The organism is Blautia sp. AF14-40 (assembly GCF_003479665.1).
GTDB classification, from domain to species: domain Bacteria; phylum Bacillota; class Clostridia; order Lachnospirales; family Lachnospiraceae; genus Fusicatenibacter; species Fusicatenibacter saccharivorans.
In genome coordinates, this window is the sequence record NZ_QUHK01000014.1 from 50,532 (window position 1) to 75,771 (window position 25,240).

The window sequence follows — 25,240 nt, forward strand, 5'->3', positions numbered from 1 at the left end:
CGAAATGGAAAGGAAACGGACCTATGGTGTATGGGCAGTACGAAGCAGCACTTCTATTTTCGGACCGGCACAAAGCAGGTGCAAGGAAAATGGAAAACCGTTGGAGTTTGATAGCAAAGCCGACGCTGAAAACTATGCAAAGGAAGCCAACGAGCATACGACAGCAAATGTCCGATACTATGTGAAAGAAAAAGAACCGGAACCCGGCGCTGTTCGGAAAGGAACATCTCAACCGGAACTGGATGCGCGCAGCCATGAAGAAGTAATACCAAGAAATGATGCAGCGGAAAAACAAAACGAGATTCCGGGCCGACAGATTCCTTCTCAAACAGATCCGCTGGTAGAAATCCGCTCTGCGGTCCATAGTAATTACGCGGGTATGGTCGCTATGCTGGGTGCGGACAACCGTGTGTATTTGGGGCGTGAGGAACGTTGCCATTACCAGGATATGCAGCCATCTTACTATGACAATCAGGACGGTTCCCTGTGTTTTGTCTGTGATCAGCCCGATATGTATTATTTTCTTTATGGAGAAGGCTGGGCGCATACCCAGACGGAAATGTTGGAACGAGGGCTTACCTTGCGCCAGTATGAAGAATTTGCGAGACTGCAAAATGGGGTCCTTGCACAGTTTACCACCCAAAGAGAAATTCTGTTTGCCGGACAGCCGTTTCAGGCGCCGGAAAGTTATCTTCGCAATGCGGAACTTTATGAGGAAGGACAAACCGGGAACTACAATATGCTGGATGGCAGGCTGAACAACGAACCTCCTGTGCGCCCGGATCTGACAGACGGACAGACGGATGAAGAAATCCGGGAGCTGGTGCCGGAAGCAAAGCCGTCTTTGATGGACCGTTTGAAAGCAGACAAACCGGAGCATGAAGCAAGGCAGATGATCCCTCCTGTGCCGGAAAGGGAACGCTGATGGCCGGGGTAAGATTTGAGGATGTAGATCTTTTGGGTGCTCTTTCCCGTATCGTAGATCTTCATACCCAACATTATAAAGAGGACTTTGACCTGGATAAGGAACTGATTTCAAAACTGGCTGTGTCAGACCGTTCAGAGGATAAACAGCTTCTTTGGATGTCACGCCCTTGCGGAACCTATACCCTGCGCGAACGGGAAGTTTATCTGGATGGAAGCCATGAAAATAAAGTGTGGCGGTTTTACCAGGAACAGACAAATGATCCCGTTTTGGCTTATGCCATCTCTTTGAAAGAAGTCAGGGACGGAAAAATATTTGGCAATCTCTATCCGCTAAATTATAGAGAACATGTGGAACGGATGAAAAAGCTGACCTGTCCAATCGGAAATGTAGCCGTTGCATTTGCGGATGGAAATGTTATCACGATTCCCTATCAGGAACGGAGACAGCTTATGAACCGGTTTATGCCAGAGCATGGAGCCCCTAAAACAATGACTTATCTGCCGGAAAATGAGCCGGAGCTGATGATGATTCTAAAACGGGAACGCTTCAAACGCAGCTATCATGCGACAGCCGGAAATCTGGAGGAATATCTTGATAAGCTGGAAAAGACCACCCTGCGGGAAAAACTCAAAAGAGCAAAGACGGTGGTTTCAACACAGGAGGTCTCATCTCATAAAAGAGGGTTGGAACGATGAAGGGCGGGCATAACAAAAAATCCGTCCGCGTCGAATTTGTCATGTCCGAACCGGAGGCCGAACTGGTAAAAGAACGCATGGCGGAACTTGGCATTACCAACCTGTCGGCATATCTGCGAAAGATGGCCGTAGACGGTTACATCATTCACCTTGATATGGGAGATATTCAGGAAATGATCCGGCTTCTCCGCATTTGTTCCAATAACTTAAACCAATATACCAGACGGGCCAATGAGACCGGCAATATTTATGCCGCAGATATAGATGACATCCGCACCCGTCTGGACAGCCTTTGGGATGGCATGGACAAACTGATCCGGGGATTTGCAAACATTTCATAAACAGCCGGAAAGCCGTTGCTTTCTTTTTGCCGTCACGGTAAAATTTTTATAAGGGCAGATGCCCTTCTGAAAGGAGGCAAAGCGTATGCGTTTGATAGGTAAATTACTGGCACTTCCCTTTATGCTGGTTACGGGGATTCTTTATCTGGTATGTAAATTTTTAGTGGTTCTTTCCGGTGCGGTACTTGGGATTCTTTCTGGGATCATCTTTCTGGCGGCATTGGTGCTGTTCTTTGTCGCAGGATTTTTGCCGGGTCTTGCATGGCTTATGATCGCCTTTCTTATCAGTCCATACGGTCTGCCTCTGGCGGCTGCATGGCTGGTAGGGATCATTGGCGGGGCAAACAGTGCCTTAAAGGATTTTATATTTGGTTAAGCAGATTTGGCGGGGCGCATAGGCAGCCCCGCTCTTTTTCTGCAATTATAACTTCTCTGATTGGAATTAAGTTAAGGAGGTGACGAAAATAGCGACCACAAGACTGATGCCTCTGCATGTAGGAAAAGGTCGGAATATCTCTACTGCGATCTCAGATATTATTGATTATGTAGAAAATCCGCAGAAAACCGATTTTGGAAAATTCATTTATGGCTATGAGTGTGATACCCGGCTTGCTGATGCAGAGTTTCTTCTGTCCAAACGACAGTATGCAAATCTGACCGGCAGAAACCAGGGGGCGGATGATGTGATCGCCTACCATCTCCGTCAGGCATTTAAGCCCGGCGAAGTTACGCCAGAAGAAGCTAATCAGATCGGCAGGGAGCTGGCGCTAAAACTCACAAAAGGAAAACATGCCTTTGTCGTCTGTACCCATGTAGATAAGCACCATGTCCATAATCACATCATTATCAACTCTACTACACTGGACTGTCAGAAAAAATTTCGCAACTTCTGGGGCTCTACCTGGGCAATCCGGCGAATGAATGACAAGCTGTGTTTGGAGCATGGACTTTCGATTGTTGAAAATCCGAAACCCAGCCGGGAGCATTATGGCACATGGCTGGGAAATAAAAAGCAGCCTTCCTTTCAGGAGCAGATACGTATTGCTATTGATGCTGCATTAGAGGAAATGCCAAAAGATTTTGAGGAACTTCTAAAGAAGCTGGAGGCTGCCGGGATTGAAGTTAACCGTGAAAGAAAACATCTTCGGTTCCGAGTTCCGGGACAAGAAAATTATACCCGATGCGATACGCTCAAAGGCGATTATACAGAACAGGCCATCAAAGAACGAATTGCCGGTACACGGACAGTAAAATCCCACCATACTTTTTCAAAAAAACCGGTTTCCAAAGTTGGATTGCTGGTAGATATAGAGGCTGCAATCCGTTCCGGCAAAGGTCCCGGTTATGAGCGTTGGGCAAAAGTGTTCAACTTAAAACAGCTTTCCCAGGCAGTGCTCTACTTAAAAGAACATGGCGATATGGGTTATGAGGATCTTCTGGAAAAAGCCAACGCCGCTACCACTAATTTCAATACCTTATCCGTTCAAATTAAAGATTTAGAGTCAAGAATGAACGCCAATGCCGAGCTACAAAAGCAGATCGTAAACTATGCGAAAACGCGGGCTGTCTATGTAGAATATCGCAAAGCCGGGTACAGCAAAAAATACCGAATAGTACATGAGGCTGAAATTCTGCTGCACCAGGCGGCAAAGAATCATTTTGACGAGCTAGGAATCCAAAAGCTCCCCTCTGTTAAATCTCTCCGGGAGGAATACACCGATCTTCTGGAACAAAAACGGAAAGCCTATTCTGCCTATAAGCAGGCCAAAAATGATATGAAAGAACTTCATAATGTTCGGGCCAATGTGGAATACCTATTAGAGATTTCTTCCCCACCACAACCGCAGCGCAGCACAGAAAAATCCCGTCAATAAGGTTTGCTAACTTGAATTCTATAGACCTTGACTTTCCGGGACTTCTTAACTATAATAATACTCAAGCAGGGGGACTACCTTGTAGTTGAGAAGGTTAAAACCTGACCCTTTGAACCTGTTGGCTAATACCAACGCAGGGAGCTAAAGAATACAGATTCGTATTTTTTGGACATTCTCTGTTTTGGGAATGTCCTTTTTTAATTGAATAAGATATGATATGTGTTTGCGAGGGAACTGAACAAGTTGAAAAAGGTAAGACCTGACCTCTGGACCTGTCGGCTAATACCGGCGTAGGGAAGCAATTTCTTACGCTCGTATTGCGTCTGAAAGAGCTTCTAATTGTTTTAGAGGCTCTATTTTTTTATTTCAGGAGGAACAAACATGGCATTTATGAAAGACATTTTAACCCGCAACATCCCCATTTGGGAAGAATGTGCAGCTACCCCATTTGTGCAGGAAGTGCAAACTGGAAAGCTACCTCTTGAAAAGTTCAAGAGATATATGATTCAGGATAGTATCTATCTGAAAAACTATGCCCGTATATACGGCAAGGCAATTTTTCATGCTGATACATTAAGAGAAATTCAGCTTTACTATTCCATGCTGAATTTTGTAAATGATACGGAATCAGAAGTGCGTCTGGATTATCTAAAGCAGTTTTGCATGACGGATAATGATATTGAACTGATCGCTCCTCTGCCTGAAAATCAAAATTACATTGATTTCATGTTTGAGATTGCGTCACATGGAAAGAATGAAGAAATTTTAATGGCGGTTCTTCCCTGTATGCTAAGTTACAGCTATATATTCCGCAAATTGGCGGCTGTTCCTACAAGCAGACAGTCAAGATATTGGGACTTTATCAAAGATTATGCGGATGAACAATATGCAGAAAGCTGCAAAGAATGGTCTGCTTTTGCAGAGCATAAATGTGCCGGGTTATCAGTAGCAAATAAAAAGTATCTGGCTGATATTTTTGAAAAAGCAAGTTTGTTAGAGCTTGCTTTTTGGAAGATGGCCTATCGGAACGAGAGAATGGAGGAAAATGCAAAATGAAAAAAGTATTGTCCATTGCCGGATCAGATTGCAGCGGAGGTGCAGGTATTCAGGCTGATTTGAAAACTTTTTCTGCTCACGGTGTATTTGGAATGAGTGTTATTGTTTCTGTTGTTGCAGAGAACACCAGCCGTGTTATCGACATCCAAGATATTACCCCGGATATGATTGAAAAACAGATTGACGCCGTATTTGAAGATATTGAAGTGGACGCAGTAAAAATCGGTATGCTTTCTACACCAGAATGTATGAAAGCGGTGGCAAAGAAACTATTACAATATAAGCCCCAAAATGTCGTAATCGACCCGGTTATGTATGCCAAAAATGGCTGCCCATTGATGAATCCTACGGCGGTTTCCACCTTGATAGACACAGTAATTCCACTGGCCGATGTACTTACTCCGAATATTCCAGAGGCAGAGAAAATAGCAGATATGCAGATTTCCACAGTTTCAGATATGGAGGCTGCCGCAAGAAAAATATATGCCATGGGTTGTAAGGCGATTGTTGTCAAGGGTGGACATCATATAGGAAATGCTGTTGATGTCCTATTTAATGGAGAAAATTTCTACCATTTTGAAACATCCCGCATTGATACGAAAAATACTCATGGGACAGGCTGTACCTTTTCTTCTGCAATCGCTTCCCAGCTTGCAAAGGGAAAAAGTGTTCCGCTTGCAGTCGAATCTGCAAAGGCTTATGTCACAATGGCAATCGAACACTCTCTTGCGATTGGAAAAGGCTGTGGCCCGACGCACCATTTCTACGAATTGTATCAGCATGGTTTATCTAAAGAATAGGCAGGTGCAAAATGAACTTTGATTATACACTTTATCTTGTTACTGATCGTCAACTAATGAGCTGCGATAGCCTGACAGAAGCGGTAGAACAGGCAATTTTAGGAGGCTGCACAATGATACAACTCCGAGAAAAAGAATTGTCCTCATTAGAATTTTACAATCAGGCTGTTGCCGTGAAACAGGTTACGGATAAATACCATATTCCCCTTATCATAAACGACCGGATAGATATTGCAATGGCTGTGCAGGCTACGGGGGTACATATTGGACAGCATGATTTACCTGCGGCTGCCGTCCGCAAAGTAATTGGGGAAAATATGCTGTTGGGAGTATCTGCATCTTCCATTGCAGAAGCAATACAGGCACAACAGGATGGTGCAGATTATTTGGGAGTTGGCGCAATGTTCCCTACTGGAACTAAAACCGACGCTGATTCTGTATCAATGGAGGAATTACAGAAAATCCGCACAGCCGTTTCTTTGCCGATCGTTGTTATTGGCGGTATCAATAAAGGAAATACAGGGCGTTTCAAGCCCATGGGAATTGACGGGCTGGCTGTTGTATCTGCCATCATAGCGCAGTCCGATATAAAAGCTGCTGCTGCGGAACTGAAAGATTTATTTTGCGGAAAGGAAAAGAAACATGGATTTTAATGCGGCAATCTTTGATTTAGATGGAACAATTCTGGATTCAATGGATGTATGGGAGCATATAGATATTCAGTTTTTGAAAAAGAGAAATCTTCCTGTCCCGGAAAATTATGTAACTGAAATATGTGCAAGGAGTTTTGAGGAAGCCGCACAATATACCATTGATCTTTTGGGATTGCAAGAAACGGTAGAGGGAATTATTGAGGAATGGAATAATATGGCGGTCGAGGAATACAGTAACCATGTCGGTCTGCTGCCCCATGCCCTTGATTATCTTCTGCGCTTAAAAGAACATGGAATAAAACTTGCAGTTGCTACGGGGTTGCCGGAAAAGCTCTATATTCCATGCTTAAAGAACAATTCTATTTTAGAATTATTTGACGCTCTATGTTCAACAGATGAGGTTCAGCGGGGAAAAGAATATTCGGATGTCTTTGAATTGGCCGCAAGAAAATTAGGGGTTGCACCTGAACACTGTATTGTGTTTGATGATGTGCTTCCAGCAATTAAAAGCGCAAAGGCAGCCCGTATGTTAGCAGGCGGGATTTATGATAAGTATTCCGCAGATCAGCGTACAGAAATAGAAAGGATTGCGGATATTTACTTACTTGATTTTCGGCAAGCACCGATCCCACACAAAGAGGTATGAAAATGGAAAAATGGGATTTATATAATGCAAAACGGGAAAAGTCTGGAATAACAGTGTGCCGTGGAGAAATCATACCCAAAGGGCTGTATCATTTATCTGTGAGTGTATGGATCGTCAACCAGCAGGGGCAGTATCTTTTATCACAGCGGCATCCGAAAAAGCAATACCCTCTTTATTGGGAATGTACGGGTGGTTCTGTACTTTCCGGGGAAACCAGTTTACAAGGAGCAATCCGAGAGGTAAAAGAAGAATTAGGAATACTGCTTACTCCCGGAAGTGAAAAATTGATTTATCAGAGCAGACGGGAAAATGTGCAGGATTTTTACGATGTTTGGCTATTTCATAAGGACATAAAGATTGAAGAAATGCGTTTACAGGAAACAGAAGTTGTGGATGTTCAATGGGTAAATCCAGATAAGTTATTTGAGATGTTTCGCCTGAAACATCTGCACCCTCTAATTACCTATGTAGATCAGCTAATAGGCTGAAAAAGCGCCGGGCGCATAGGTATCAAAGCCTCTGCATCTGGCGCTTCTTTTTTGTCCTTTTTCCCGCATTTAGAACCCCGTTTTGCAGGGAACAGGATAACTTTATCCACCTGCCTGCCGGCCATGCGGAAAAACCCTTGATTTCCGTGGACTTTTAACGCCCTAAATGCGTAGACAGGAGGTATCTTTTCCGCTGGCGCTCAGCCTTTTAATTCCGTGTTGCACATGAGGCGGAAATCTTACTGCACCAGACAGCGAAGAATCATTTTGACGAACTGGGAATCAAAAAGCTCCCCTCTGTCAAATCTCTCCGAGAGGAATACACCGATCTTCTGGAACAAAAACGGAAAGCCTATTCTGCCTATAAGCAGGCCAAAAATGATATGAAAGAACTTCATAATGTTCGGGCCAATGTGGAATATCTATTAGAGATTTCTTCCCCACCACAACCGCAGCGCAGCACAGAAAAATCCCGTCAATAAGATTTGTCTGCTTTTGGTTTTCAGCGTTCCAACGGAACGCGCAGCCATTGCCACCGGCAATGATCTCAGGGGTTTGGGGATATGTCACCAACAAGCATTAGCAGGAATTCCGGAAACGGGATTTCTGCTAAATACGCAATCTTACGTAAGATTGCATTGCTTGCCAGTAGTTTTAAGAGTTTTTGGCAGAGGATCTGTTTACAGTTGCCGCATTGATAAACCTTTGATAACTGCCTATAATAGAGTTGTTATTTTGAACTGCTATAACAGAGAAATGCAAAAAATTAAAATTTTTTGTCCGCTGTAACATTTCGCGGACATTTGCCTGTTATACTATCTACAAAAAGCAAAGGAAGTGAGGATATGAAGCAGATTTTAATTGTCGAGGACGACAGTTTTTTGAATAAGATGGTGGCCTATAACCTGACCGCAGACGGCTACGGCGTGACTTCTGCCCTAAACGCCAGAACCGCAGCCGAAGCCATACGCCAGCGGGAATTTGACTTAGTGCTGCTGGACATCAACCTGCCGGACGGCAACGGTTTTGAGCTGTGCAAACTGATAAAGCCCCAGCACCCGGACACCATTGTGATTTTCCTGACCGCCAACGATCAGGAGAGCGACCAGATACGGGGCTATGAGGTGGGCGCGGTGGACTACATCACAAAGCCCTTTGTGATCGGGGCCTTGCAGCGAAAAATCAAAGCCATGTTCGCCATGCTGGAACACCACAAACCGGCCAAGGACATTTACGACGACGGGCGGCTGTTTCTGGACTTCTCGGAGCAGACGGCTTCCTTAAACGGCAAGCCCCTGACCCTATCCCCGATGGAGTACAAAATGCTGAACCTGTTCCGCAAAAATCCCCGGCAAGTGCTGACCCGTGGGCAGCTTTTGGAAAAGCTGTGGGATATAGACGAGAAGTATGTGGACGAACACACCCTGACAACCTCCATCAGCCGGATTCGGAGTAAGATCGAATCCGACGGCGGCGCGCCCTACATCAAAACTGTTTACGGCATGGGCTATCAATGGACGGGAGGCGAGGCAAAATGAAGTTTCAAAACCTCTCGGTAAAGCGGCTGTTTGGCCGGGTAGCAATGGGGCTTGTCCTCTTCATGTCCGGGATCACCATAGTCCTGTTTTTTGTGACAAAACAGATTGCGGTGCTGCTGACGGGCGGGGCGCTGCTGCTGTGCGCTCTTGTGGGGATTTTTGTACTGACGCAGGCGTTTGGAAAGCGGCTGTCGCAGTTTACCGCTGACCTGTGCCAGACCTTAGACCACATGATCGCCGGGAATGAAGCGCCTCAGCGCCCGGAGGACAGCGAAACCCAGCTTGCCAGAATTGGACACCGGCTGGCAAGGCTTTATCAGATCATGCAGGAGAACCGCCGCCGGGTGGACGAGGAACGACAGGAGTTACAGACCCTTGTATCAGATATTTCCCATCAGGTAAAAACGCCGGTAAGCAATCTGAAAATGGCGACGGACACCCTGCTGGAAAAGCCTATGACCGAGGCGGAGCGCACCGACTTTATCCGGGGAATCCGCAGCCAGACGGATAAGCTGGACTTTCTCTTTCAGGCTCTTGTGAAAACCTCCCGGCTGGAAACGGGCGTAATCCAGTTGGATAAGAAACCGGGCCGCCTTTTTGATACCGTGGCACAGGCCATGAGTGGAATCGTGTATGCAGCGGAGAAAAAGGAAATCGCCGTGTCCGTGGACTGCCCGGAGGATTTGACTGTTTCCCATGACAGCAAGTGGACATCCGAAGCCCTCTTTAACCTGCTGGACAATGCGGTGAAGTACACCCCGGCGGGCGGGAAAATCGCTGTGTCGGTGGTGCTGTGGGAAATGTATGTGGAGATCAAAGTGACCGACACTGGCAAGGGCATTTCCGAAAGCAATCAGGCCGCCATCTTCCGGCGCTTCTATCGTGAGGAAGAAGTACACGAACAGCAAGGTGTGGGTATTGGACTGTATCTGGCCCGCGAGATCGTAACGCGGCAGGGCGGCTATATCAAAGTGGTTTCGGAGCCGGGCAAGGGTTCGGAATTTTCCATTATGCTGCCTACAAAATAGAACGCGGCGGACGGCCATTTCCGGCTGCCCGCCGTAAATTTTTTTGAAATGTCCGAGCATTGTAACATTTTACCCCGATTTTCAATGAAATTTTTTGGCCGCTGTAACATTTCGCGGACATTTGGGTTTTACAATACCCTTATCAAATATGGAGGTGATACAACTATGACATGGCCTTTTGAGAACGATACAAGTGCCATTACAAAAAAGTTGGCAAAACGAAACTTAAAAGCAGATAAAAGTAGAAACATCCTCATTATCATTACGATTGCCTTAGCTACCTGCTTGATAATGACAACGACCTTGTATTTTTTTGCTTCGCAGCGAAAATCATTAAATGATGCGGCTGGGCGTTATCAAGCAATTATCAATGAAGTCGATAATGATACCATTACGAAATTAGTAAATGACGATAGGGTTCAAGTAGGTGTAAGTCATTTATTGGGTTTAGTATCTTATGGGGACTACAAATTAACCGTTCGTTCAATGGATGAAACACTAATGAAATTAGCAAAATATCCTGATTTAGAGGGAGAATTGCCCAAATCTACAAATGAAATTGCTATCACAAAGGCGTTTCTTGATAGAGCTGGATTGTCCAAATCCATAGGCGATACTATATCGTTAAATCTGGGAGATGGAGAAAAAGATTATACCTTATGTGGTATTTTGCCTGTCGAAAATTCAAATTATTCCGTATTCGTGTCGCAGTCTTATATTGAAAACAAGATCAGCGAACCGGCATCCTCCGCTTATATCCGTTTGAATGAATCTGATGGTTGGTCTAAGGCTGCTATACAAGCTGAATTATCAACATTGTGCAGAGAATTGGAAATACAGCCGGAGCAAATGCAGTTTTCAACATATTATTTTTCTCTCATTGAACAGAGAAGCAGTCAATATATCACTGTAATAGCATTTATCAGTCTTATTATCGCTTTGGCTTGTACTCTTGTTATTTACAGCCTGTTTTATGTGTCCATAGCCAGAAAAACAAAAGAATATGGAAAACTGCGGACAATAGGGGCAACTGGAAAACAAATGAAAAGAATCGTTTTTAGAGAGGGATTTCATCTTTCCAGAATTGGTATTCCGATTGGAATATTAGCCGGTGCAATAGCGGGATATGTCCTTGTCCCGCAAGGCTGGAACACTTTAATGGTATTTGTAATTGCCGCTGTCACAGCTCTGTTTGTGTATCTATGTGTTATGATTGCTGTAATTAAGCCAGCCAAAATTGCTGCTCATGTTACGCCTATTGAAGCAGTCCGTTATATGGCGGGCAATAATGATGTAATGTCCAACAGTACAAAAGTGTTACATCGTTCTCTATCCGCGAAAAATTTAGCATTCCTTAATTTTGCGAGGAACAGAAAGAAAACCGCTTTAACGATCCTGTCGTTAGGGGTATGTGGAATTTTGCTGATGGCAAGCTCTGCATATTTTAATTCCATTGATCCTTTAGCGATGGCGCGTAGGAGTTTTCCTTACGGAGAAATTCGCCTTGAATTAGGCGATTACGGGCCGCAGGCACATAACAGCGAACAATATTCAGAACTCCAAAAATCGAATCTGCTTACAGAAGATTTTAGAGAATCCATTTTGGACATAGATGGTGTGGAAGAAATAAAAGAATACCAAGGCACCGTTTTGAATGTTCGTATGCCAACGGGGGATATTGAACCGATTGTTTCAGACGCATATACGCCAAGCTCTCAAAAATTGCTTGAAGAATACTTGATTGATGGTACAGCAGATTTACAGGAACTAATCAATAATAATGGCATTATTATTGAAAATGGCCCACAGTGGAAAGAAACTTTTGGGTGGGATGCAGCGATTGGGGACGAACTTCTGATTGAAGTTGGCGGACAAACATTGGAAGTAAAAGTAATGGGAATTGTGGACACTAATATTCCGTATGGCGGATATGATACGCTATTTATTCCTTTAGAAATGCTGTCAAAGATCGTTCCTATTGAAAACCTCAATTATCAATTTATTGTAGATACAGATGACAGTAAATGGGCAGCCGCAAAGGATGAAATCCAAAAGATAATTCCACCGACTTCCAGCCTCTATGTTAGTACCTTGAATGATTGGGTAGAGGCATACAACGAAAAACTATTGAACTATCGTATGCCAGTCTACATTTTTGTGATGTTTATCGGGGTTTTTGGCATTATCAATCTGCTAAATACACTGATAACAAACATCTTGACACGGAAGCGAGAATTGGGTGTTTTGCAAGCGGTTGGTTTGAGCAGTAAACAGCTTTCAAAAATGTTATTGATAGAGGGCTTGTTCTATACATTAGGGGTGCTGCTTCTTTCCATATCATGCGGAACTCTTATCGGGTATCTTCTCTGCACTGTCTTTAGTGCAATGAGTATTTTTGGAAAAGTAAGCTATCATTTTCCGACAGTTGAAATGTTCAGTTATTTTATACTGATGCTTGCCATCCAAATGCTTTTCTCGTATTTGGCAATTCGGCAGATAAAAAAACAATCTCTGGTAGATCAAATACGGGAATCGTCATAAAAATTTTTGAAATGTCCGAGCGTTGTAACATTTCACCCCGATTTTCAATGAAATTTTTTGGCCGCTGTAACATTTCGCGGACATTTGGGTTTTACAATGACCTTATCAACAAAAGTGAGGAGGCGACGCAATGGAACTGACCCCGACATTGATTTTGAATCTGGCGCTGCTGATCGTCCTACCCGTTGCCCTTGTGCTGGTGTTCCGGCAATGGCTGGCTCGGCACATCCGCTGGGCGGTTGCCTTGACTGCTCTCTATGATGTTCTCCTATTTTGGGATGAACTGTTCTACTATGAGAGCTTCGGCCTGTTCGCTGTGCTGATTCTGGTGCAGTTGGCGGCCACCGGCGCAGCAGCGTTCCACATTTACAACAAACAAAGAAAGGATTGAATTTTATGAGCATTTTACAGACTATCGACCTGAAAAAGTATTACGGCACAGAGCCGAACATCACCCGCGCCCTTGATGGCGTGAACTTCTCCGTGGAGGACGGCGAATTTGTGGCCGTTGTGGGAACCTCCGGCAGCGGCAAGTCTACCCTGCTTCACATGATGGGCGGGCTGGACACCCCTACTTCCGGCAATGTGATTGTCCGGGACAAAGAGCTGTCAAAAATGAACGACGAACAGCTTACCATCTTTCGCCGCCGCAACATCGGCTTTATCTTCCAGAACTATAACCTTGTTCCCATCCTGAATGTGTATGAGAACATCGTCCTGCCGGTGGAGCTGGACGGGGACACGGTGGATCAGAAGTTTTTGGACGAGATCGTTCGCCTGCTGGGGCTGGAAGATAAACTGAAAAATATGCCGAACAATCTTTCCGGCGGCCAGCAGCAGCGTGTGGCGATTGCCCGCGCCCTGATTACCAAACCGGCTATTGTGCTGGCCGACGAGCCGACCGGCAACCTTGACAGCAAGACCAGCGCCGAGGTGCTGGGGCTTATCAAGCGCACCAGTGCGGAGTTCCGGCAAACTGTCGTGATGATTACCCACAACAACGACATTGCCCGCCTTGCAGATCGGATTGTCCGCATTGAGGACGGAAAGATTGTGGAGTAAGGAGGTGGCAAGCTATGACATGGCCTTTTGAAAATGATACCAGCGCCATTACAAAGAAGCTGGCAAAGAAAAGTTTACAAAGTGAAAAGCGCCGGAATCTGATGGTGGTGATCGCCGTTGCGCTGGCGGCGTTTCTAATCTGCTTTACGGGAATTGTATCTACTTCCCTGACACAAATGCAGCGCAATCAGGTTGTCGATACTTATGAGGCGGTCTGGCTGGGCGTAGAGGAAAACGACATTGAAACCCTGAAAGGGGTGCCGGAGTTTGAGCGCGTAGGCGGCTACTATATGCTCGGTGAGGAACTTTCGGAACAGGGCTATCATGCGTCTTATGTGTATTGCGACGCGCAAATGATGGAGATTACCAAGGCGCAAATGAATCTGTTAGAGGGCCGGGTTCCTGAAAAAGCAAATGAAGTTGTCGTAAGCGAATACTTTCTTTCCACCTATGGAAACAATGCCAAGATCGGGGACACTGTGACCTTAGATACCGAGAGCTTTCATGGTGATTATGTTGTTACCGGCATTATGGACAGCGTAAATGAAAAAGAAGCGAATACCTGCGCGATCATCCTTTCCAAAGCTGCCCTGACAGAATGGAATGGGTTTGACCCGGCTGGCTATCGCGCCTATGTCCATTTCAAAAACAGCGACCAGTTGGGTGAAGAACTGATAACCTCTTATTGCAGGGAGATTGCAGAGGAATATGAACTTCCTACCCCCAGCATGAACAACAGGTATTTCACTTATGCCTCCAAACAACCCTTTGACGACTTTACCTTGATGGCAGGTGTGATTGCCCTTGTTCTGATCGGCGGCTATATCGTAATTCAAAGTATTTTCCGTATCTCCATCAATGACAAAATCAGGAGCTACGGGCAGCTTCGGACGATTGGCGCGACCCCAAAGCAAATCAAGCGGATTGTAAAGAACGAGGGACGCAAACTCGGCAGTATCGGGATTCTGATTGGCACAGTGCTGGGCATATGCGGCGGTTTTCTTCTGTTTTCCAAGGGCTTTAACGCTGTTTCCTATGTGGCAACGGTTATTTTGACGCTTATAAGCAGTTGGCTCATGGTATCTATTTCCATCCGTAAGCCGGTGAAGATTGCGGCAGGGATTTCCCCCATTGAAGCCGTCCGTTTTACCCCGGCGCAAAAGGCCATCCGCAGCCGGAAAAAGAACATCAAACTCAATCCTGTTTCAATGGGAATTGCGAATTTTAAGCGTGACCGAAAAAAGACAATTAGTATAGTTGCATCTTTGAGTATCGGCGGAATTTTGCTGATGGTGGTATCCTCCATTGTTTTAGTACGCTCACCAGAACAAATTGCAAGACTATATTTTCCAGACAGTGATTACAAAATCTATCTCCAAGATCTATCGGAAGAAATGTTGGTAAAAGGTAATCCGCTGAATGAGGAACTAAAACAGGAAGTTTTATCTATTGATGGTGTCACGGATATAATCGTAGCTAGACAGTCTCTCTATACCAGCATTAAAACAGATGCTAACCAAAATTCGGGAATATGTGATACGCTGACCGACCAGAATTATGCTATGGTTGAGGCTGCATTGACAGCGGGAACGATGCCGACAGATTCTCATAGTATTGTAATTCACGACAAGATTGCAGCTCATTTTGAAGATATGGGCGTCGGTTCCACCGTTGAATTTTCTTCTGTGGATGGTAAGCAATCCATTCCTGTTACAATATCGGGAATGTTTTCCGCTTCAAAAATGCCTGTGATTTTCGGACATGGACGCTCTCATACAGATGGTTCGGTTTTCTTTGCTCCAAAAGATTTATTCTGCGAACTGCACCCAGAAATTACTACTTTTGATTACTCATGGAGCATTGTAAGCGATCCGAAAAAAGACGAAACTGTAAAAGCTGAACTGAAAAATATTGTAGCCGAACATAGTAACCTTGCTTTAGACGAAATAGATACAGCGATTGCGGCTGAAAAATCACAAAATTCTGTGGCGTTTGGTAGTATGCAGGTTCTTTCATGGCTGGTATTCCTCTTTGGTGTTATCAACCTGATTAACACGACCCTCTCTAATCAGATGTCCAGAAAACAGGAAAACAGTGTTTTGCGTTCCATTGGCCTGACCCAAAAACAGCTATGCAAAATGAATATCTGCGAGGGCCTATGCTATGCGTTCTTTGCAACATTGGCAATCCTGATTGTCGGACTTCCTATTTCTGTCGTCGTAAGCAGAGAAATGGGCAGCGCTACCCTACACGGAAAAGTAGTGCCATATCAATTCCCGGTTTTGGAAATGGGGCTGTTCATTCTGGTATTGTTCGGAATGGAACTGATCTTGTCTGTTTGGACAATCCGCAGACAGAAAAAACAATCCCTGATTGAACAAATGCGGGCGATGGAATAACCGTATGGGATCGGCGGGGCGGCGTGTGCTGCCCCGCTTTTTTCGCCATTTCTCAAAAAATTTTGAAATGTCCGAGCGTTGTAACAATTCAGCCTGTTTTTTTGTCGAAATCGAAGGCACCTCGGACATTTGTGTAACATTTGTAGTTTATGCTTGTGGTAAATCAATATTGGGGGTGAGGACACATGAAAAAGATACTGCTGATTGACGACAGCGACACCTATACATGGTGTCTGCAAAAATACTTACAGCACCGGGGCTACCCTGTGAAAACGGCTTCCACTCTGAAAGAAGCGCGGGCCGCCATCCAAGAGGAAATGCCGCTGGTGGTCTGCTGTGATCTCGACCTGCCGGACGGTTCCGGCATGGACTTTCTGGACGAGGTGCGGGCCGCAGATAAGGAGCTGCCTTTTATTCTGGCGTCCTGCCATGACAAGGACGACTACGAACAAGAGGCTATGCGCCGGGGCGCGACGCTGTGCATGGACAAAATGAAAGGGCTGCTGCTGCAAGATAAGCTGGTGGAATACGCCTACCGGCAGTTATCCGGCGAAAAGGCCCCGACTTTTCACAAGCTGCTCTTTGTCTATGCAGAAGATACCAGCGCCGAAGTGCTGCGGGCTGCTATGCTGCAAAAGGGCTTTGACCTGATTTTGATTCCCTCGATTGGGGAGGCCAAGCGCCGGATTTTTGAGGATAAGGAAATAGAACTGATCTTGTGTGATCTGGAACTGCCGGACGGCACAGCAATGGAGCTGTTTCATACGCTGCGGCGGGTGGCGGGGATGTTCCAAATGAAGAATCCCCCTGTCCGGCTTCTGCCGTTCTTTATCCTCACCGAGAACAACGACCTTGCCACGGAATATGAATACCAGCATGAGGGCGTGAACGACTATATCACCGCCCCGGTAAATATCCCGGAGCTGATCCGGCGGGTTTTGTTCTTTGTGGAATGAAAATTTTACGGAGGTGATGATATAATGGGACATTAGCTGTTTTTGATATAGAAGAATCCGGAAAGCAGATCGGAGAAAAGTTATTTCTGCTTCTTAACGAGGAACAAAAAAATGCTCTAATGCAATATATTTTGGAACAAGGAGTCTGTCATGGAACGGTATTCAATTCCTGTCACACTTCCTCCGCAGCAAAGAAGAATCCTCTAACAGAAATACAGGAAGGCGAGCTTTATCTATGCCTGGAGCACCGCACTGTCAGGGTTCGTGAACAGATTATCAACCTGACAAGTAAAGAGTTTGATATACTGGCATTGCTCATTGCCAATCCCAAACGTGTTTTTACTTATGAACTAATTACCGATTTGGTTTGGAAAGAGGATTGTGATTTCTATTCGAGAAAAGCCATTCATAATCATATAAGTAAGTTGCGTAAGAAATTGCGTTTTGAACCGGATCTTCCAAACTATATTGAGAGTGTCGCCGGGATTGGCTATAAATTTGAACACTTGTAAGCTAAAGCCATGAGATTTTTTATCTTGTGGCTTTAGTTTTTAATATTTATTTCCAAACACTTAATATGGGATGTTGTATTCTTCGAGCAAAAGAAATATAATAATCCATATTGGAGGGACACTATATGGACTACATGACTCTAAAAGAGACAAGCGAGAAATGGGGTATCTCTCCCCGAATGATTAACTACTATTGCACCGAGGGTCGCATCCCCGGCGCTGTGAAGATGGCCGGTGTTTGGCTGATACCAAAAGAGGCAGAAAGACCGGTTGATCGACGATATAAGAAAAAGTGAAAGGAGGCCCCTCTCTATGGCAAATATTTTAATCGTGGAAGATGAAAAAAATATGCAGAGCATTATTGCCGAGTATATGCAGCGAGGCGGCCACACCTGCTTTACGGCTGACGATGGCGTGGACGCACTAATGATCTTGAAAAACAATCCTATGGACTTAATGATACTGGATGTGATGATGCCCCACCTTGACGGTTTTTCCGTCTGCAAGATGGCAAGAGAAATGAGCAACCTCCCTATTATCATGCTAACTGCGAAAAGTGAGGAAGAAGATAAACTGAAAGGCTATGAGCTGGGAGCTGATGACTATATTACCAAACCATTCAGCCCAAAAGTGTTACTGGCAAAGGTGGGCGCTTTGCTGCGCCGTTCCTCTATCACACCTACCGATTCTGTGAACGCCGGAAAAATTACGATCATCCCCACATCTCATAAGGTCTTTGTAGATGGACAGGAAATCAATTTAACCCACAAGGAATATGAACTGCTGTATTTCTTCATGGGCAATCCCGGCCAGATATTCAGCAGAGAACAGCTTCTTAACCGGATTTGGGGCTACGACTTTGAGGGAACAACACGGACGGTCGATACCCATATCAAAACCTTGCGGCAGAAATTGGGCGATGAGGGCAAGCATATTGTCACCCTGATCCGTTCCGGCTACAAATTCGAGGTGAGCGTATGAAAATCAAGGAAAACATGAACATCTTTACCATACGGAAGAAGATCCTGCTGGCCTCCAAACTGATCGGCGTTGTCCTGATTATTTCTTATGTACTGTCCACCAAACTGCCGATGGACACAGATATTTCCTTTGTGATCTGGCTGGCTTTTGTGGTGGTTCTGGTCTGTGCCATTGACCTACTAATGGCTCGCTTTATCACAAAGCCGGTTTCGGAACTGAATGAAGCTGCCCGGAACATGGCAGAGCTTAATTTTTCCCATCCCTGCCATGTGGAAAGCCATGATGAATTTGGAGAACTTGCGGAGAGCCTGAACAAGATGGCTGAAAATCTGCAACAGGCGTTTTCTTCTCTGGAAGGTGCCAACCGGAAATTAGAGCAGGATGTTGAGCAGAAAAAAAGACTGCTTGCCGAGCGTAAAGAACTGGTGGACAACCTCTCCCATGAAATGAAAACTCCGCTGGGCGTGATCCGGGCCTATGCCGAGGGATTGCAAGACGAAACGGACGAAGCAAAACGGCAAAAGTATTCCGAGGTCATCATAACGGAAACAGAACGCATGAGCCGCTTAATCACTACGCTGCTTGATCTGTCTGCATTGGAAAATGGGGCTACCCAGCTCCGCCCGGAGCGGTTCGACTTTGTAGACTTTTTGGAAACGGTGGCAGGACGGCTGCTGATCGACACCCCGGACGCAGATTTTGTTTTGGAATATGAACTGCCGGAGCATCCTGTCTATGTCAATACAGACAAAGGGCGGATGGAACAGGTCTTGAATAATCTGATCGTCAATGCCAAACGAAATAACAGGCCGGGCGGGATTTTGAGATTGTCCCTGCTTGAAAAAGACGGCCTTTTGAACTTCTCTATCTTCAATCAGGGGGCGCCTATCCCGGAAGAAAGCCTGTCAAAGATATGGTCGAAATTTTATCGTGATAAAAATTCCAAATACAGCGGTTCCGGGCTGGGCCTTGCCATTGTTGCACAGGTCTTGTCCATGCAGCACCTACACTATGGCGCAGAAAATCAGCCGGGGGGCGTGGCCTTTTATTTCTCCCTCCCCACAGTAAAATAACAAATTCATATTCTCTCATAGGCTCTGGTTTCCAAATGGAGATCAGGGCCTTTTCTTCTGCCGGTAAGATTTCACACCAACTTCACAGCGACCTCACACCGACTTCAACGCATTTTCGTACCTTTATCCCACAAGGAGGGAATGACCCTCCAGATAAAGGAGGTAGCGATTATGTTTTTAGGTATGGAATGGTACTGGTGGCTTTTGATTGTTGTGGCGCTGGTGATCTGCATCCCGTTCAAGGTAAAGTTTATGAAATGGTGGAGCAAACGGGAACAGGAGAAGAAAAAGAACCAGATCGGAAAATGGGGTGATGAAGATGATCGAGGTTAAAAACCTGACTTTTTCCTACGGAAAGGATAAGCAGGCGTTACATGGCTTGAATTTTTCTGTGGCAGATGGGGAGATTTTCGGATTTTTGGGGCCGAATGGTTCCGGGAAGTCCACCACCCAAAAGATATTGACCGGCATCTTAAAAGGGCATGGCGGCGAGGTTTCCCTATTCGGAAAGGATTTGAGAACCGTGCAGACGCAGGAGTTTTTTCAGCAGATCGGCGTCCTGTTTGAGTTTCCTTATCTGTACGCTAATTTAAGCGCAGTGGATAATCTGAACTATTTTGCGTCCTTTTATCCCAAAGAACAACTGCGGGATGTAAAAGAACTGCTGGAAGAACTGGAATTTAAGAAAGACTTTCTCAATAAGCCGGTGTCCTCCTACTCCAAAGGGATGCGGCAGCGTGTAAGCATGGCGAGAGCTTTGATCAGCAATCCGAAACTTTTATTTCTGGACGAACCCACCAGCGGCCTTGATCCCGCCGGCGCTGTCCTTTTTAGAAAAATCATCGAGGAAGAACGGCAAAAAGGCACAACGGTATTTCTCACAACACACAATATGCTGGACGCTGACCTACTCTGTGACCGTGTAGCGTTTATCACGAATGGAAATATCGTTGCGCTGGACACGCCCCAAAATCTGAAAGAGAAAAACAGCAATCACCGCATTGTGGTTTCCTATCTTTATCAGGGCAAGCGAAAGGAGCAGACCATAGAAGCGCCTGAACTGAAAGCCGGTATTCCTTTCGCCTATGATGAAATCATCAGCATCCATTCGCAGGAGCCGACACTGGAAGATGTCTTTATCCAGTACACGGGAAGGGGGCTGTCTTAATGTGGAAAAGCCTTTGTTCTCTGTTCAAAAAAGACTGCCGGATGATGATGTCCGGGAAATTCTTTCTGGTGGCGCTGGGTTCCCTTGTTTTATACACGCTGTTCATCAATTTCGGCTATGTGAAATTCATGGACGCCCAGCTCTACAATGTGTATCTGTATGATCCGGCTGGGATGCAGACAGAGGTTTCCTCCCTCGTTCGGCCCGTGTCCTCTTTGGAAGAACTGAATAATGCCCTTGCCAGTGATACGAACGGTGTCGGGATTGACGCCAGCGGAAAGACACCCCATGTTCTGTTCTATGCGGCCACCGAAAAAGCAGACAGACACAGAACAGACTATGCGTTGTCCCTGCTTTCCCCAGATGGGAATGATACAGCAAAAACCGTCGGCAGCAACAGCCCTGAAATGAAGCAGCGCCGGGAGATCACCTGTGAACTTCTCTTTATTGAGATTGTAGCCGTTGGATTTTTGGGGATTGCTTCGGTGCTGTTTAAGGAAAAGCAGATGGGAGTGATCCGCGTCCATGCCATTATGCCGCTGCATAAGAGCCTGTTTGTATGCTCCAAAATCATGCTCTTTCTGATTACCGATCTGGTTTTTGCGGCCTTAATGGTTCTGTTCAATGTGGGGTTGGACGGGATGTCGGTTTTGCCTGCGGTGCTGGTGCAGACCGCTATCCTCTCCTTGATTATGGCACTGGCAGGCTTCGGCTGTACCATGCTTCTGCGGGACTTTAAGCAATTTTCACTGGCGTATCTGGTAATTGCGCTCTTTGCGGCTACGCCGGTATTTCTGGCGGCAAATACTTCCGTAAAGATGGCGTGGATCGATTACCACCCGTTTTACCATGTATATATGGGACTGAAAAACGCCTTTTTCGGTGTCCCGACTACAAACCCGGTCTACTATGCCGGTGCGATAGGCGCAATCATTTTACTCTTTCTCCTTGTAGAAGCTGCGTTCCGCAAGGAAATGGGAAAGGAGGGCTGACCATGAAAGGACTGCTCTATCAACTGAAAAGTGTCCGAAAAGACAAGTTCTGTATCATGTCATTTCTCCTGCCTATCGTGGTCGCTGTGGCATTGAATTTTGTCGGCTCCATTGACCTTTCTTCATTGGGGGAATTTCATTTTGGAGTAACGGCAAAGGCCACCACTTCGGAAGTCAACACATGGCTGGAACGATATGGTACTGTCACAGTTTATCCCACACAGGAAGAACTGATTGAGGCCATCAATGAACCGTCAACAAACCTGATTGGTGTGGAAATGTCTAACGGCAGCATCCAGACAATCCTTTCCGGCGATGAACTGGATATGTTTCAGCAGACAGCCAACACGCTCCCGGCTCTTTACGAGCAGAGGGAATGGGCGGCACAGGCCAGTGTGCAGGTATTGGAGCGCCCGGATATGATGGCGGGTTATCAGAATATCTTTATTGCCATTACGCTGATCGTGGCAATGTTCATGGGCTGTACCTTTAATGCCATGAACATTATTTCCGAAAAAGAGGATGGCGTTGCGCTGATCAATGAAATCCTGCCTATGACGCACAGGCAGTACATGATGCAGAAAATCTTTGTGGGTTTTGTATTCGGCTGCCTGTCCGCTATTCTTACGGCGGCCATCTGCTTCCGGCTCTCTTTCACAGGGGCGGCGGTCATGCTGGCATTGATCGTCCTTTCCGCATTTGTGTCGGCTCTGATCGGTTTGTTTGTAGGCAAACTCTCCGATGGCATGATGGTAGGCGTGGTCTATATTAAAATCGTGATGATCGTATTTATGGCAGTTCCAATCCTGAATTATCTGGTCGGTGCAGGAAACAAAGTCCTTTCCTACATTTGCTATCTGATTCCGTCCAGCGCCACCTTTGAGGGCATTATGGATTTGGCAAATGGAACTGCATCAACAGCGGTTAAGGACATCGTTATTCTCACTCTCCATTGTGTTCTTTGGTTCTTGTTTTATCTGCTTGTATCTAAGCGACAGAAAAAACATATTTAACAAAACTATTATTCTTGGGTATATTAGCACTTCTATGTAACGTTAAGATACAAATGGTTTAAGGATGGTGATGTGATGGGACATTAGCTGTTTTGGATATAGAAGAATCTGGAAAGCAGATTGGAGAAAAGTTATTCTTACTTCTTGACGAGGAACAAAAGAATGCTCTGATGCAATATATTTTAGAACAAGAAGTCTGTCATGGATCGGCACTCATTTCCTGTCACACTTCTTCCATAATAGAGAAAAATCCTCTGACAGAAATACAAGAAGGCGAGCTTTATCTATTCCTGGAACATCGTACTGTTAGGGTTCGTGAACGGATTATCAACCTGAGAAGTAAAGAGTTTGATATACTGGCATTGCTCATTGCCAATCCCAAACGTGTTTTTACTTACGAACTGATTACCGATTTGGTTTGGAAAGAGGATTGTGATTTCTATTCGAGAAAAGCGATTCATAATCATATAAGTAAGCTGCGTAAGAAGTTGCGCTTTGAACCAGATCTTCCAAACTATATTGAGAGTGTCGCCGGAATCGGCTATAAATTTGAACATTTGTAAGCTAAAGCCACGAGATTTTCTTGTGGCTTTAATTAACATCCACTTCCGAACGCTTAATATTGAAGGTTGTATTATTCGAGCTAAAGAACTATAATAGATTCTATGGAGGTGCGATATGGAATATATGACATTAAAAGAGGCCGCCGAGAAGTGGGGCGTGACACCTCGTAGAGTAAATTATTATTGTGCTGGTGAACGTATTTCTGGAGCAGTAAAGATGGCCGGTATTTGGCTGATTCCCAAAACTGCAGAAAAGCCGATTGATGGTCGGACAAAACAAGGGAGAGAATTGCGCCATGAATAAAATTTTGATTATAGATGATGACAGAGAACTGTGCGCTTTGATTAAACACAGCGTACAATCAGAACATATAGAAGCCGATTTTTGTAATACCGGAAAAGAGGGCTTGCAGAAATTAAAAGAGCAAGAATACCAGCTTGTGGTGCTAGATGTGATGATGCCCGGTATGGATGGCTTTGAAACGCTGGAAGAAATCCGCAAAGAGAACAGCCTGCCGATTTTGATGTTCACATCCAAAAATGACAGCGCTTCTAAAGTGCGGGGCTTACGGGCCGGAGCGGACGATTATCTAACAAAGCCGTTTGATATGGACGAACTGATTGCCCGTATTGCGTCCCTCATTCGCCGCTACACCCGCTTTAATCAGCAAACGGGAACTATGCAAAAACTGGATTTTGATGGGTTGCAAATTGACCTTGAAAATCGTTCTGTTACGACGGAAACCGGCACTTTTGAACTTCCACCAAAGGAATTTGATCTGCTCCTGTACTGTGCAAAACATCAAGGAAAAATTTTGACAAAACAGCAGATTTATGAGGAAGTTTGGGGCGAAGAATATTTCTATGATGACAGCAACATTATGGCGATCATCAGCCGGCTTCGTAAAAAATTAGAAGTCAATCCTTCCAGTCCAAAGTATATTCAAACGGTCAAAGGGATTGGCTACCGCTTTAATAAGGAGGTATAGCTGGTATGAAGATCATCGTTTTCCTGTCCGTTGTGATTGCTATTGTAGCTGTGCTAACCTCCATCCTTCTCATTCGTCGCGTAAAAAAGCAAATAGCAGAAATGACCGATGCGCTGGTTGATGTGAAAAATGGAAATGGCAATCGGCGTATTTTGTCTGCAACAAATGAACTGATAGCACCTCTTGCCTATGAAATCAATGAGATCGTTGTGTCCTATGAAAGCAGACTTTCGATTGTCCGGCAGGCAGAGGAAACCAACCGCCAGCTTATGACGAGCCTTTCCCACGATGTTCGGACACCCCTTACAACCCTCATCGGCTATCTTGACGCTGCACATAAAGGGCTTGTTACAGGGAAAGACCGGGATGATTATATCGAAATCGCCCGCCGGAAAGCCCATGATTTGAAAGAATATATTGATGTACTCTTTGACTGGTTCAAGTTAAATTCCAACGAGTTTGCTTTGGAAATCCATCCTATTGAGGCCGCAGAGCTGACAAGAAATATCCTGATCGACTGGATACCGATTTTTGAAGATAAGCAGGTCGATTATGACATTGATATTCTCGAACAGCCTGTCCGGGTAAGATTGGATACGGACAGCTATATGAGGATTATCAATAATCTCATTCAAAATGTAATCGCTCACAGCCATGCGGACAAAATTAAAATTGCCCTGTCAAAGCAGGGAAATAACATGAGGCTGCTGCTGGCGGATAATGGTGTAGGAATTGAGAAAGAAGATTTGAAACACATTTTTGAACGGCTTTATAAGTGTGATAAAGGTCGGTCTGAAAAAGGCAGCGGTCTTGGTCTTTCTATTGTCCATCAGCTTGTAGAAAAGATGGGTGGAAGCATAACAGTTGAAAGTTTGCCGGGAAAAGGAACTGAATTTATGTTGTTTTTTCCTTTGGAAATTTAAGTGGGTTCCCGTCTTTATGGC

At 45.2% G+C, this 25,240-nt stretch carries 29 protein-coding genes and 1 riboswitch; all 29 genes read left to right on the top strand.

Translation table 11 applies throughout. From position 1 onward, the window contains the following. Nucleotides 1-4: 4 nt before the first annotated feature. Nucleotides 5-925 (top strand): DUF4316 domain-containing protein, encoded by a 921-nt coding sequence (locus DWW13_RS11215; protein WP_118502290.1) that lies wholly within the window; start codon nucleotides 5-7, stop codon nucleotides 923-925. Next, the gene (locus tag DWW13_RS11220) at nucleotides 925-1,623 is read left to right on the top strand and encodes a hypothetical protein (RefSeq protein WP_015542941.1); all 699 of its coding nucleotides are present in this window, start codon (nucleotides 925-927) and stop codon (nucleotides 1,621-1,623) included. Before DWW13_RS11215 ends, DWW13_RS11220 begins: the two co-directional genes overlap by 1 nt. After that, nucleotides 1,620-1,964 carry a plasmid mobilization protein gene (locus DWW13_RS11225; RefSeq protein ID WP_005361131.1) on the top strand — a complete coding sequence of 115 codons (345 nt, stop codon included), beginning with the start codon at nucleotides 1,620-1,622 and terminating at the stop codon, nucleotides 1,962-1,964. The genes DWW13_RS11220 and DWW13_RS11225 overlap by 4 nt, the downstream gene beginning before the upstream one ends. A gap of 85 nt (nucleotides 1,965-2,049) precedes the next feature. Continuing rightward, nucleotides 2,050-2,340, top strand: a complete 291-nt coding sequence (locus DWW13_RS11230) for a CD1845 family protein (protein WP_005361132.1) — start codon at nucleotides 2,050-2,052, stop codon at nucleotides 2,338-2,340. Nucleotides 2,341-2,428: 88 nt separating this feature from the next. Beyond that, a complete protein-coding gene (locus DWW13_RS11235) occupies nucleotides 2,429-3,838 on the top strand; it encodes a relaxase/mobilization nuclease domain-containing protein (RefSeq protein WP_118720113.1) in 1,410 nt (469 codons plus the stop codon). A 57-nt stretch (nucleotides 3,839-3,895) separates the two neighbouring features. Then, nucleotides 3,896-3,995, top strand: a riboswitch (TPP riboswitch). 224 nt (nucleotides 3,996-4,219) lie between these two features. Further along, nucleotides 4,220-4,894, top strand: a complete 675-nt coding sequence (locus tag DWW13_RS11240) for a TenA family protein (protein ID WP_055200141.1) — start codon at nucleotides 4,220-4,222, stop codon at nucleotides 4,892-4,894. Continuing rightward, on the top strand, nucleotides 4,891-5,694 hold the full coding sequence (gene thiD / locus DWW13_RS11245) for a bifunctional hydroxymethylpyrimidine kinase/phosphomethylpyrimidine kinase (RefSeq protein ID WP_055200142.1): 804 nt from the start codon (nucleotides 4,891-4,893) through the stop codon (nucleotides 5,692-5,694). The genes DWW13_RS11240 and thiD overlap by 4 nt, the downstream gene beginning before the upstream one ends. A gap of 11 nt (nucleotides 5,695-5,705) precedes the next feature. Beyond that, on the top strand, nucleotides 5,706-6,347 hold the full coding sequence (thiE, locus tag DWW13_RS11250; protein ID WP_055200143.1) for a thiamine phosphate synthase: 642 nt from the start codon (nucleotides 5,706-5,708) through the stop codon (nucleotides 6,345-6,347). Continuing rightward, nucleotides 6,337-6,993: an HAD family hydrolase gene (locus DWW13_RS11255; protein WP_004611585.1), complete on the top strand. Its 657-nt coding sequence runs from the start codon at nucleotides 6,337-6,339 to the stop codon at nucleotides 6,991-6,993. The genes thiE and DWW13_RS11255 overlap by 11 nt, the downstream gene beginning before the upstream one ends. 2 nt (nucleotides 6,994-6,995) lie before the next feature. Next, nucleotides 6,996-7,481 (top strand): NUDIX hydrolase, encoded by a 486-nt coding sequence (locus tag DWW13_RS11260; protein WP_223385983.1) that lies wholly within the window; start codon nucleotides 6,996-6,998, stop codon nucleotides 7,479-7,481. 845 nt (nucleotides 7,482-8,326) lie between these two features. Continuing rightward, nucleotides 8,327-9,019, top strand: a complete 693-nt coding sequence (locus DWW13_RS11270; RefSeq protein ID WP_118502294.1) for a response regulator transcription factor — start codon at nucleotides 8,327-8,329, stop codon at nucleotides 9,017-9,019. Continuing rightward, nucleotides 9,016-10,047: a sensor histidine kinase gene (locus DWW13_RS11275; protein WP_117440198.1), complete on the top strand. Its 1,032-nt coding sequence runs from the start codon at nucleotides 9,016-9,018 to the stop codon at nucleotides 10,045-10,047. The genes DWW13_RS11270 and DWW13_RS11275 overlap by 4 nt, the downstream gene beginning before the upstream one ends. A 165-nt stretch (nucleotides 10,048-10,212) precedes the next feature. Next, nucleotides 10,213-12,588 (top strand): ABC transporter permease, encoded by a 2,376-nt coding sequence (locus DWW13_RS11280; protein WP_158570310.1) that lies wholly within the window; start codon nucleotides 10,213-10,215, stop codon nucleotides 12,586-12,588. A gap of 130 nt (nucleotides 12,589-12,718) precedes the next feature. Beyond that, a complete protein-coding gene (locus DWW13_RS11285) occupies nucleotides 12,719-12,979 on the top strand; it encodes a hypothetical protein (RefSeq protein WP_117440200.1) in 261 nt (86 codons plus the stop codon). 5 nt (nucleotides 12,980-12,984) lie between these two features. Then, nucleotides 12,985-13,650 (top strand): ABC transporter ATP-binding protein, encoded by a 666-nt coding sequence (locus DWW13_RS11290; protein WP_117440201.1) that lies wholly within the window; start codon nucleotides 12,985-12,987, stop codon nucleotides 13,648-13,650. A gap of 14 nt (nucleotides 13,651-13,664) precedes the next feature. Further along, nucleotides 13,665-16,049 carry an ABC transporter permease gene (locus DWW13_RS11295; protein ID WP_117440202.1) on the top strand — a complete coding sequence of 795 codons (2,385 nt, stop codon included), beginning with the start codon at nucleotides 13,665-13,667 and terminating at the stop codon, nucleotides 16,047-16,049. Between the two features lie 185 nt (nucleotides 16,050-16,234). Continuing rightward, complete coding sequence (locus DWW13_RS11300; RefSeq protein WP_118306377.1) at nucleotides 16,235-17,005, top strand: response regulator; 771 nt, start codon at nucleotides 16,235-16,237, stop codon at nucleotides 17,003-17,005. Nucleotides 17,006-17,124: 119 nt separating this feature from the next. Beyond that, the gene (locus DWW13_RS11305) at nucleotides 17,125-17,517 is read left to right on the top strand and encodes a winged helix-turn-helix domain-containing protein (protein ID WP_118306376.1); all 393 of its coding nucleotides are present in this window, start codon (nucleotides 17,125-17,127) and stop codon (nucleotides 17,515-17,517) included. A 125-nt stretch (nucleotides 17,518-17,642) separates the two neighbouring features. Further along, the gene (locus tag DWW13_RS11310) at nucleotides 17,643-17,813 is read left to right on the top strand and encodes a helix-turn-helix domain-containing protein (protein WP_033143706.1); all 171 of its coding nucleotides are present in this window, start codon (nucleotides 17,643-17,645) and stop codon (nucleotides 17,811-17,813) included. A gap of 16 nt (nucleotides 17,814-17,829) precedes the next feature. Then, nucleotides 17,830-18,498, top strand: coding sequence for a response regulator transcription factor (locus DWW13_RS11315; RefSeq protein ID WP_118306375.1), 669 nt, complete (start codon nucleotides 17,830-17,832; stop codon nucleotides 18,496-18,498). Continuing rightward, nucleotides 18,495-19,571, top strand: coding sequence for a sensor histidine kinase (locus DWW13_RS11320; RefSeq protein WP_033143708.1), 1,077 nt, complete (start codon nucleotides 18,495-18,497; stop codon nucleotides 19,569-19,571). Before DWW13_RS11315 ends, DWW13_RS11320 begins: the two co-directional genes overlap by 4 nt. A 171-nt stretch (nucleotides 19,572-19,742) precedes the next feature. After that, nucleotides 19,743-19,904 carry a hypothetical protein gene (locus DWW13_RS19040; RefSeq protein ID WP_191835411.1) on the top strand — a complete coding sequence of 54 codons (162 nt, stop codon included), beginning with the start codon at nucleotides 19,743-19,745 and terminating at the stop codon, nucleotides 19,902-19,904. Continuing rightward, a complete protein-coding gene (locus DWW13_RS11325) occupies nucleotides 19,891-20,739 on the top strand; it encodes an ABC transporter ATP-binding protein (RefSeq protein WP_033143722.1) in 849 nt (282 codons plus the stop codon). Before DWW13_RS19040 ends, DWW13_RS11325 begins: the two co-directional genes overlap by 14 nt. Next, nucleotides 20,739-21,731 carry an ABC transporter permease gene (locus tag DWW13_RS11330; RefSeq protein WP_033143709.1) on the top strand — a complete coding sequence of 331 codons (993 nt, stop codon included), beginning with the start codon at nucleotides 20,739-20,741 and terminating at the stop codon, nucleotides 21,729-21,731. Before DWW13_RS11325 ends, DWW13_RS11330 begins: the two co-directional genes overlap by 1 nt. A 2-nt stretch (nucleotides 21,732-21,733) precedes the next feature. Then, a complete protein-coding gene (locus DWW13_RS11335; RefSeq protein WP_118306374.1) occupies nucleotides 21,734-22,744 on the top strand; it encodes an ABC transporter permease in 1,011 nt (336 codons plus the stop codon). Between the two features lie 92 nt (nucleotides 22,745-22,836). Next, nucleotides 22,837-23,307 carry a winged helix-turn-helix domain-containing protein gene (locus DWW13_RS11340; RefSeq protein WP_330425605.1) on the top strand — a complete coding sequence of 157 codons (471 nt, stop codon included), beginning with the start codon at nucleotides 22,837-22,839 and terminating at the stop codon, nucleotides 23,305-23,307. A 115-nt stretch (nucleotides 23,308-23,422) separates the two neighbouring features. Next, a complete protein-coding gene (locus tag DWW13_RS11345; RefSeq protein ID WP_055221059.1) occupies nucleotides 23,423-23,611 on the top strand; it encodes a helix-turn-helix domain-containing protein in 189 nt (62 codons plus the stop codon). Continuing rightward, nucleotides 23,604-24,296, top strand: a complete 693-nt coding sequence (locus DWW13_RS11350; RefSeq protein WP_117538748.1) for a response regulator transcription factor — start codon at nucleotides 23,604-23,606, stop codon at nucleotides 24,294-24,296. The genes DWW13_RS11345 and DWW13_RS11350 overlap by 8 nt, the downstream gene beginning before the upstream one ends. A 5-nt stretch (nucleotides 24,297-24,301) precedes the next feature. Further along, a complete protein-coding gene (locus DWW13_RS11355) occupies nucleotides 24,302-25,219 on the top strand; it encodes a sensor histidine kinase (protein WP_117538749.1) in 918 nt (305 codons plus the stop codon). The last annotated feature ends 21 nt before the right edge of the window (nucleotides 25,220-25,240 follow it).

What these genes read in the sequence shown, in the direction of transcription:
- DWW13_RS11220 (WP_015542941.1), top strand. Translation starts at nt 925, where the DNA reads ATGGCCGGGGTAAGATTTGAGGATGTAGATCTTTTGGGTGCTCTTTCC.
- thiE (WP_055200143.1), top strand. Translation starts at nt 5,706, where the DNA reads ATGAACTTTGATTATACACTTTATCTTGTTACTGATCGTCAACTAATG.
- DWW13_RS11315 (WP_118306375.1), top strand. Translation starts at nt 17,830, where the DNA reads ATGGCAAATATTTTAATCGTGGAAGATGAAAAAAATATGCAGAGCATT.
- DWW13_RS11240 (WP_055200141.1), top strand. Translation starts at nt 4,220, where the DNA reads ATGGCATTTATGAAAGACATTTTAACCCGCAACATCCCCATTTGGGAA.
- DWW13_RS11320 (WP_033143708.1), top strand. Translation starts at nt 18,495, where the DNA reads ATGAAAATCAAGGAAAACATGAACATCTTTACCATACGGAAGAAGATC.
- DWW13_RS11300 (WP_118306377.1), top strand. Translation starts at nt 16,235, where the DNA reads ATGAAAAAGATACTGCTGATTGACGACAGCGACACCTATACATGGTGT.
- DWW13_RS19040 (WP_191835411.1), top strand. Translation starts at nt 19,743, where the DNA reads ATGTTTTTAGGTATGGAATGGTACTGGTGGCTTTTGATTGTTGTGGCG.
- DWW13_RS11310 (WP_033143706.1), top strand. Translation starts at nt 17,643, where the DNA reads ATGGACTACATGACTCTAAAAGAGACAAGCGAGAAATGGGGTATCTCT.
- DWW13_RS11350 (WP_117538748.1), top strand. Translation starts at nt 23,604, where the DNA reads ATGAATAAAATTTTGATTATAGATGATGACAGAGAACTGTGCGCTTTG.
- DWW13_RS11215 (WP_118502290.1), top strand. Translation starts at nt 5, where the DNA reads ATGGAAAGGAAACGGACCTATGGTGTATGGGCAGTACGAAGCAGCACT.
- DWW13_RS11345 (WP_055221059.1), top strand. Translation starts at nt 23,423, where the DNA reads ATGGAATATATGACATTAAAAGAGGCCGCCGAGAAGTGGGGCGTGACA.
- DWW13_RS11280 (WP_158570310.1), top strand. Translation starts at nt 10,213, where the DNA reads ATGACATGGCCTTTTGAGAACGATACAAGTGCCATTACAAAAAAGTTG.
- DWW13_RS11355 (WP_117538749.1), top strand. Translation starts at nt 24,302, where the DNA reads ATGAAGATCATCGTTTTCCTGTCCGTTGTGATTGCTATTGTAGCTGTG.
- thiD (WP_055200142.1), top strand. Translation starts at nt 4,891, where the DNA reads ATGAAAAAAGTATTGTCCATTGCCGGATCAGATTGCAGCGGAGGTGCA.
- DWW13_RS11275 (WP_117440198.1), top strand. Translation starts at nt 9,016, where the DNA reads ATGAAGTTTCAAAACCTCTCGGTAAAGCGGCTGTTTGGCCGGGTAGCA.
- DWW13_RS11290 (WP_117440201.1), top strand. Translation starts at nt 12,985, where the DNA reads ATGAGCATTTTACAGACTATCGACCTGAAAAAGTATTACGGCACAGAG.
- DWW13_RS11260 (WP_223385983.1), top strand. Translation starts at nt 6,996, where the DNA reads ATGGAAAAATGGGATTTATATAATGCAAAACGGGAAAAGTCTGGAATA.
- DWW13_RS11325 (WP_033143722.1), top strand. Translation starts at nt 19,891, where the DNA reads ATGATCGAGGTTAAAAACCTGACTTTTTCCTACGGAAAGGATAAGCAG.
- DWW13_RS11270 (WP_118502294.1), top strand. Translation starts at nt 8,327, where the DNA reads ATGAAGCAGATTTTAATTGTCGAGGACGACAGTTTTTTGAATAAGATG.
- DWW13_RS11225 (WP_005361131.1), top strand. Translation starts at nt 1,620, where the DNA reads ATGAAGGGCGGGCATAACAAAAAATCCGTCCGCGTCGAATTTGTCATG.
- DWW13_RS11285 (WP_117440200.1), top strand. Translation starts at nt 12,719, where the DNA reads ATGGAACTGACCCCGACATTGATTTTGAATCTGGCGCTGCTGATCGTC.
- DWW13_RS11305 (WP_118306376.1), top strand. Translation starts at nt 17,125, where the DNA reads ATGCAATATATTTTGGAACAAGGAGTCTGTCATGGAACGGTATTCAAT.
- DWW13_RS11230 (WP_005361132.1), top strand. Translation starts at nt 2,050, where the DNA reads ATGCGTTTGATAGGTAAATTACTGGCACTTCCCTTTATGCTGGTTACG.
- DWW13_RS11335 (WP_118306374.1), top strand. Translation starts at nt 21,734, where the DNA reads ATGAAAGGACTGCTCTATCAACTGAAAAGTGTCCGAAAAGACAAGTTC.
- DWW13_RS11295 (WP_117440202.1), top strand. Translation starts at nt 13,665, where the DNA reads ATGACATGGCCTTTTGAAAATGATACCAGCGCCATTACAAAGAAGCTG.
- DWW13_RS11255 (WP_004611585.1), top strand. Translation starts at nt 6,337, where the DNA reads ATGGATTTTAATGCGGCAATCTTTGATTTAGATGGAACAATTCTGGAT.
- DWW13_RS11330 (WP_033143709.1), top strand. Translation starts at nt 20,739, where the DNA reads ATGTGGAAAAGCCTTTGTTCTCTGTTCAAAAAAGACTGCCGGATGATG.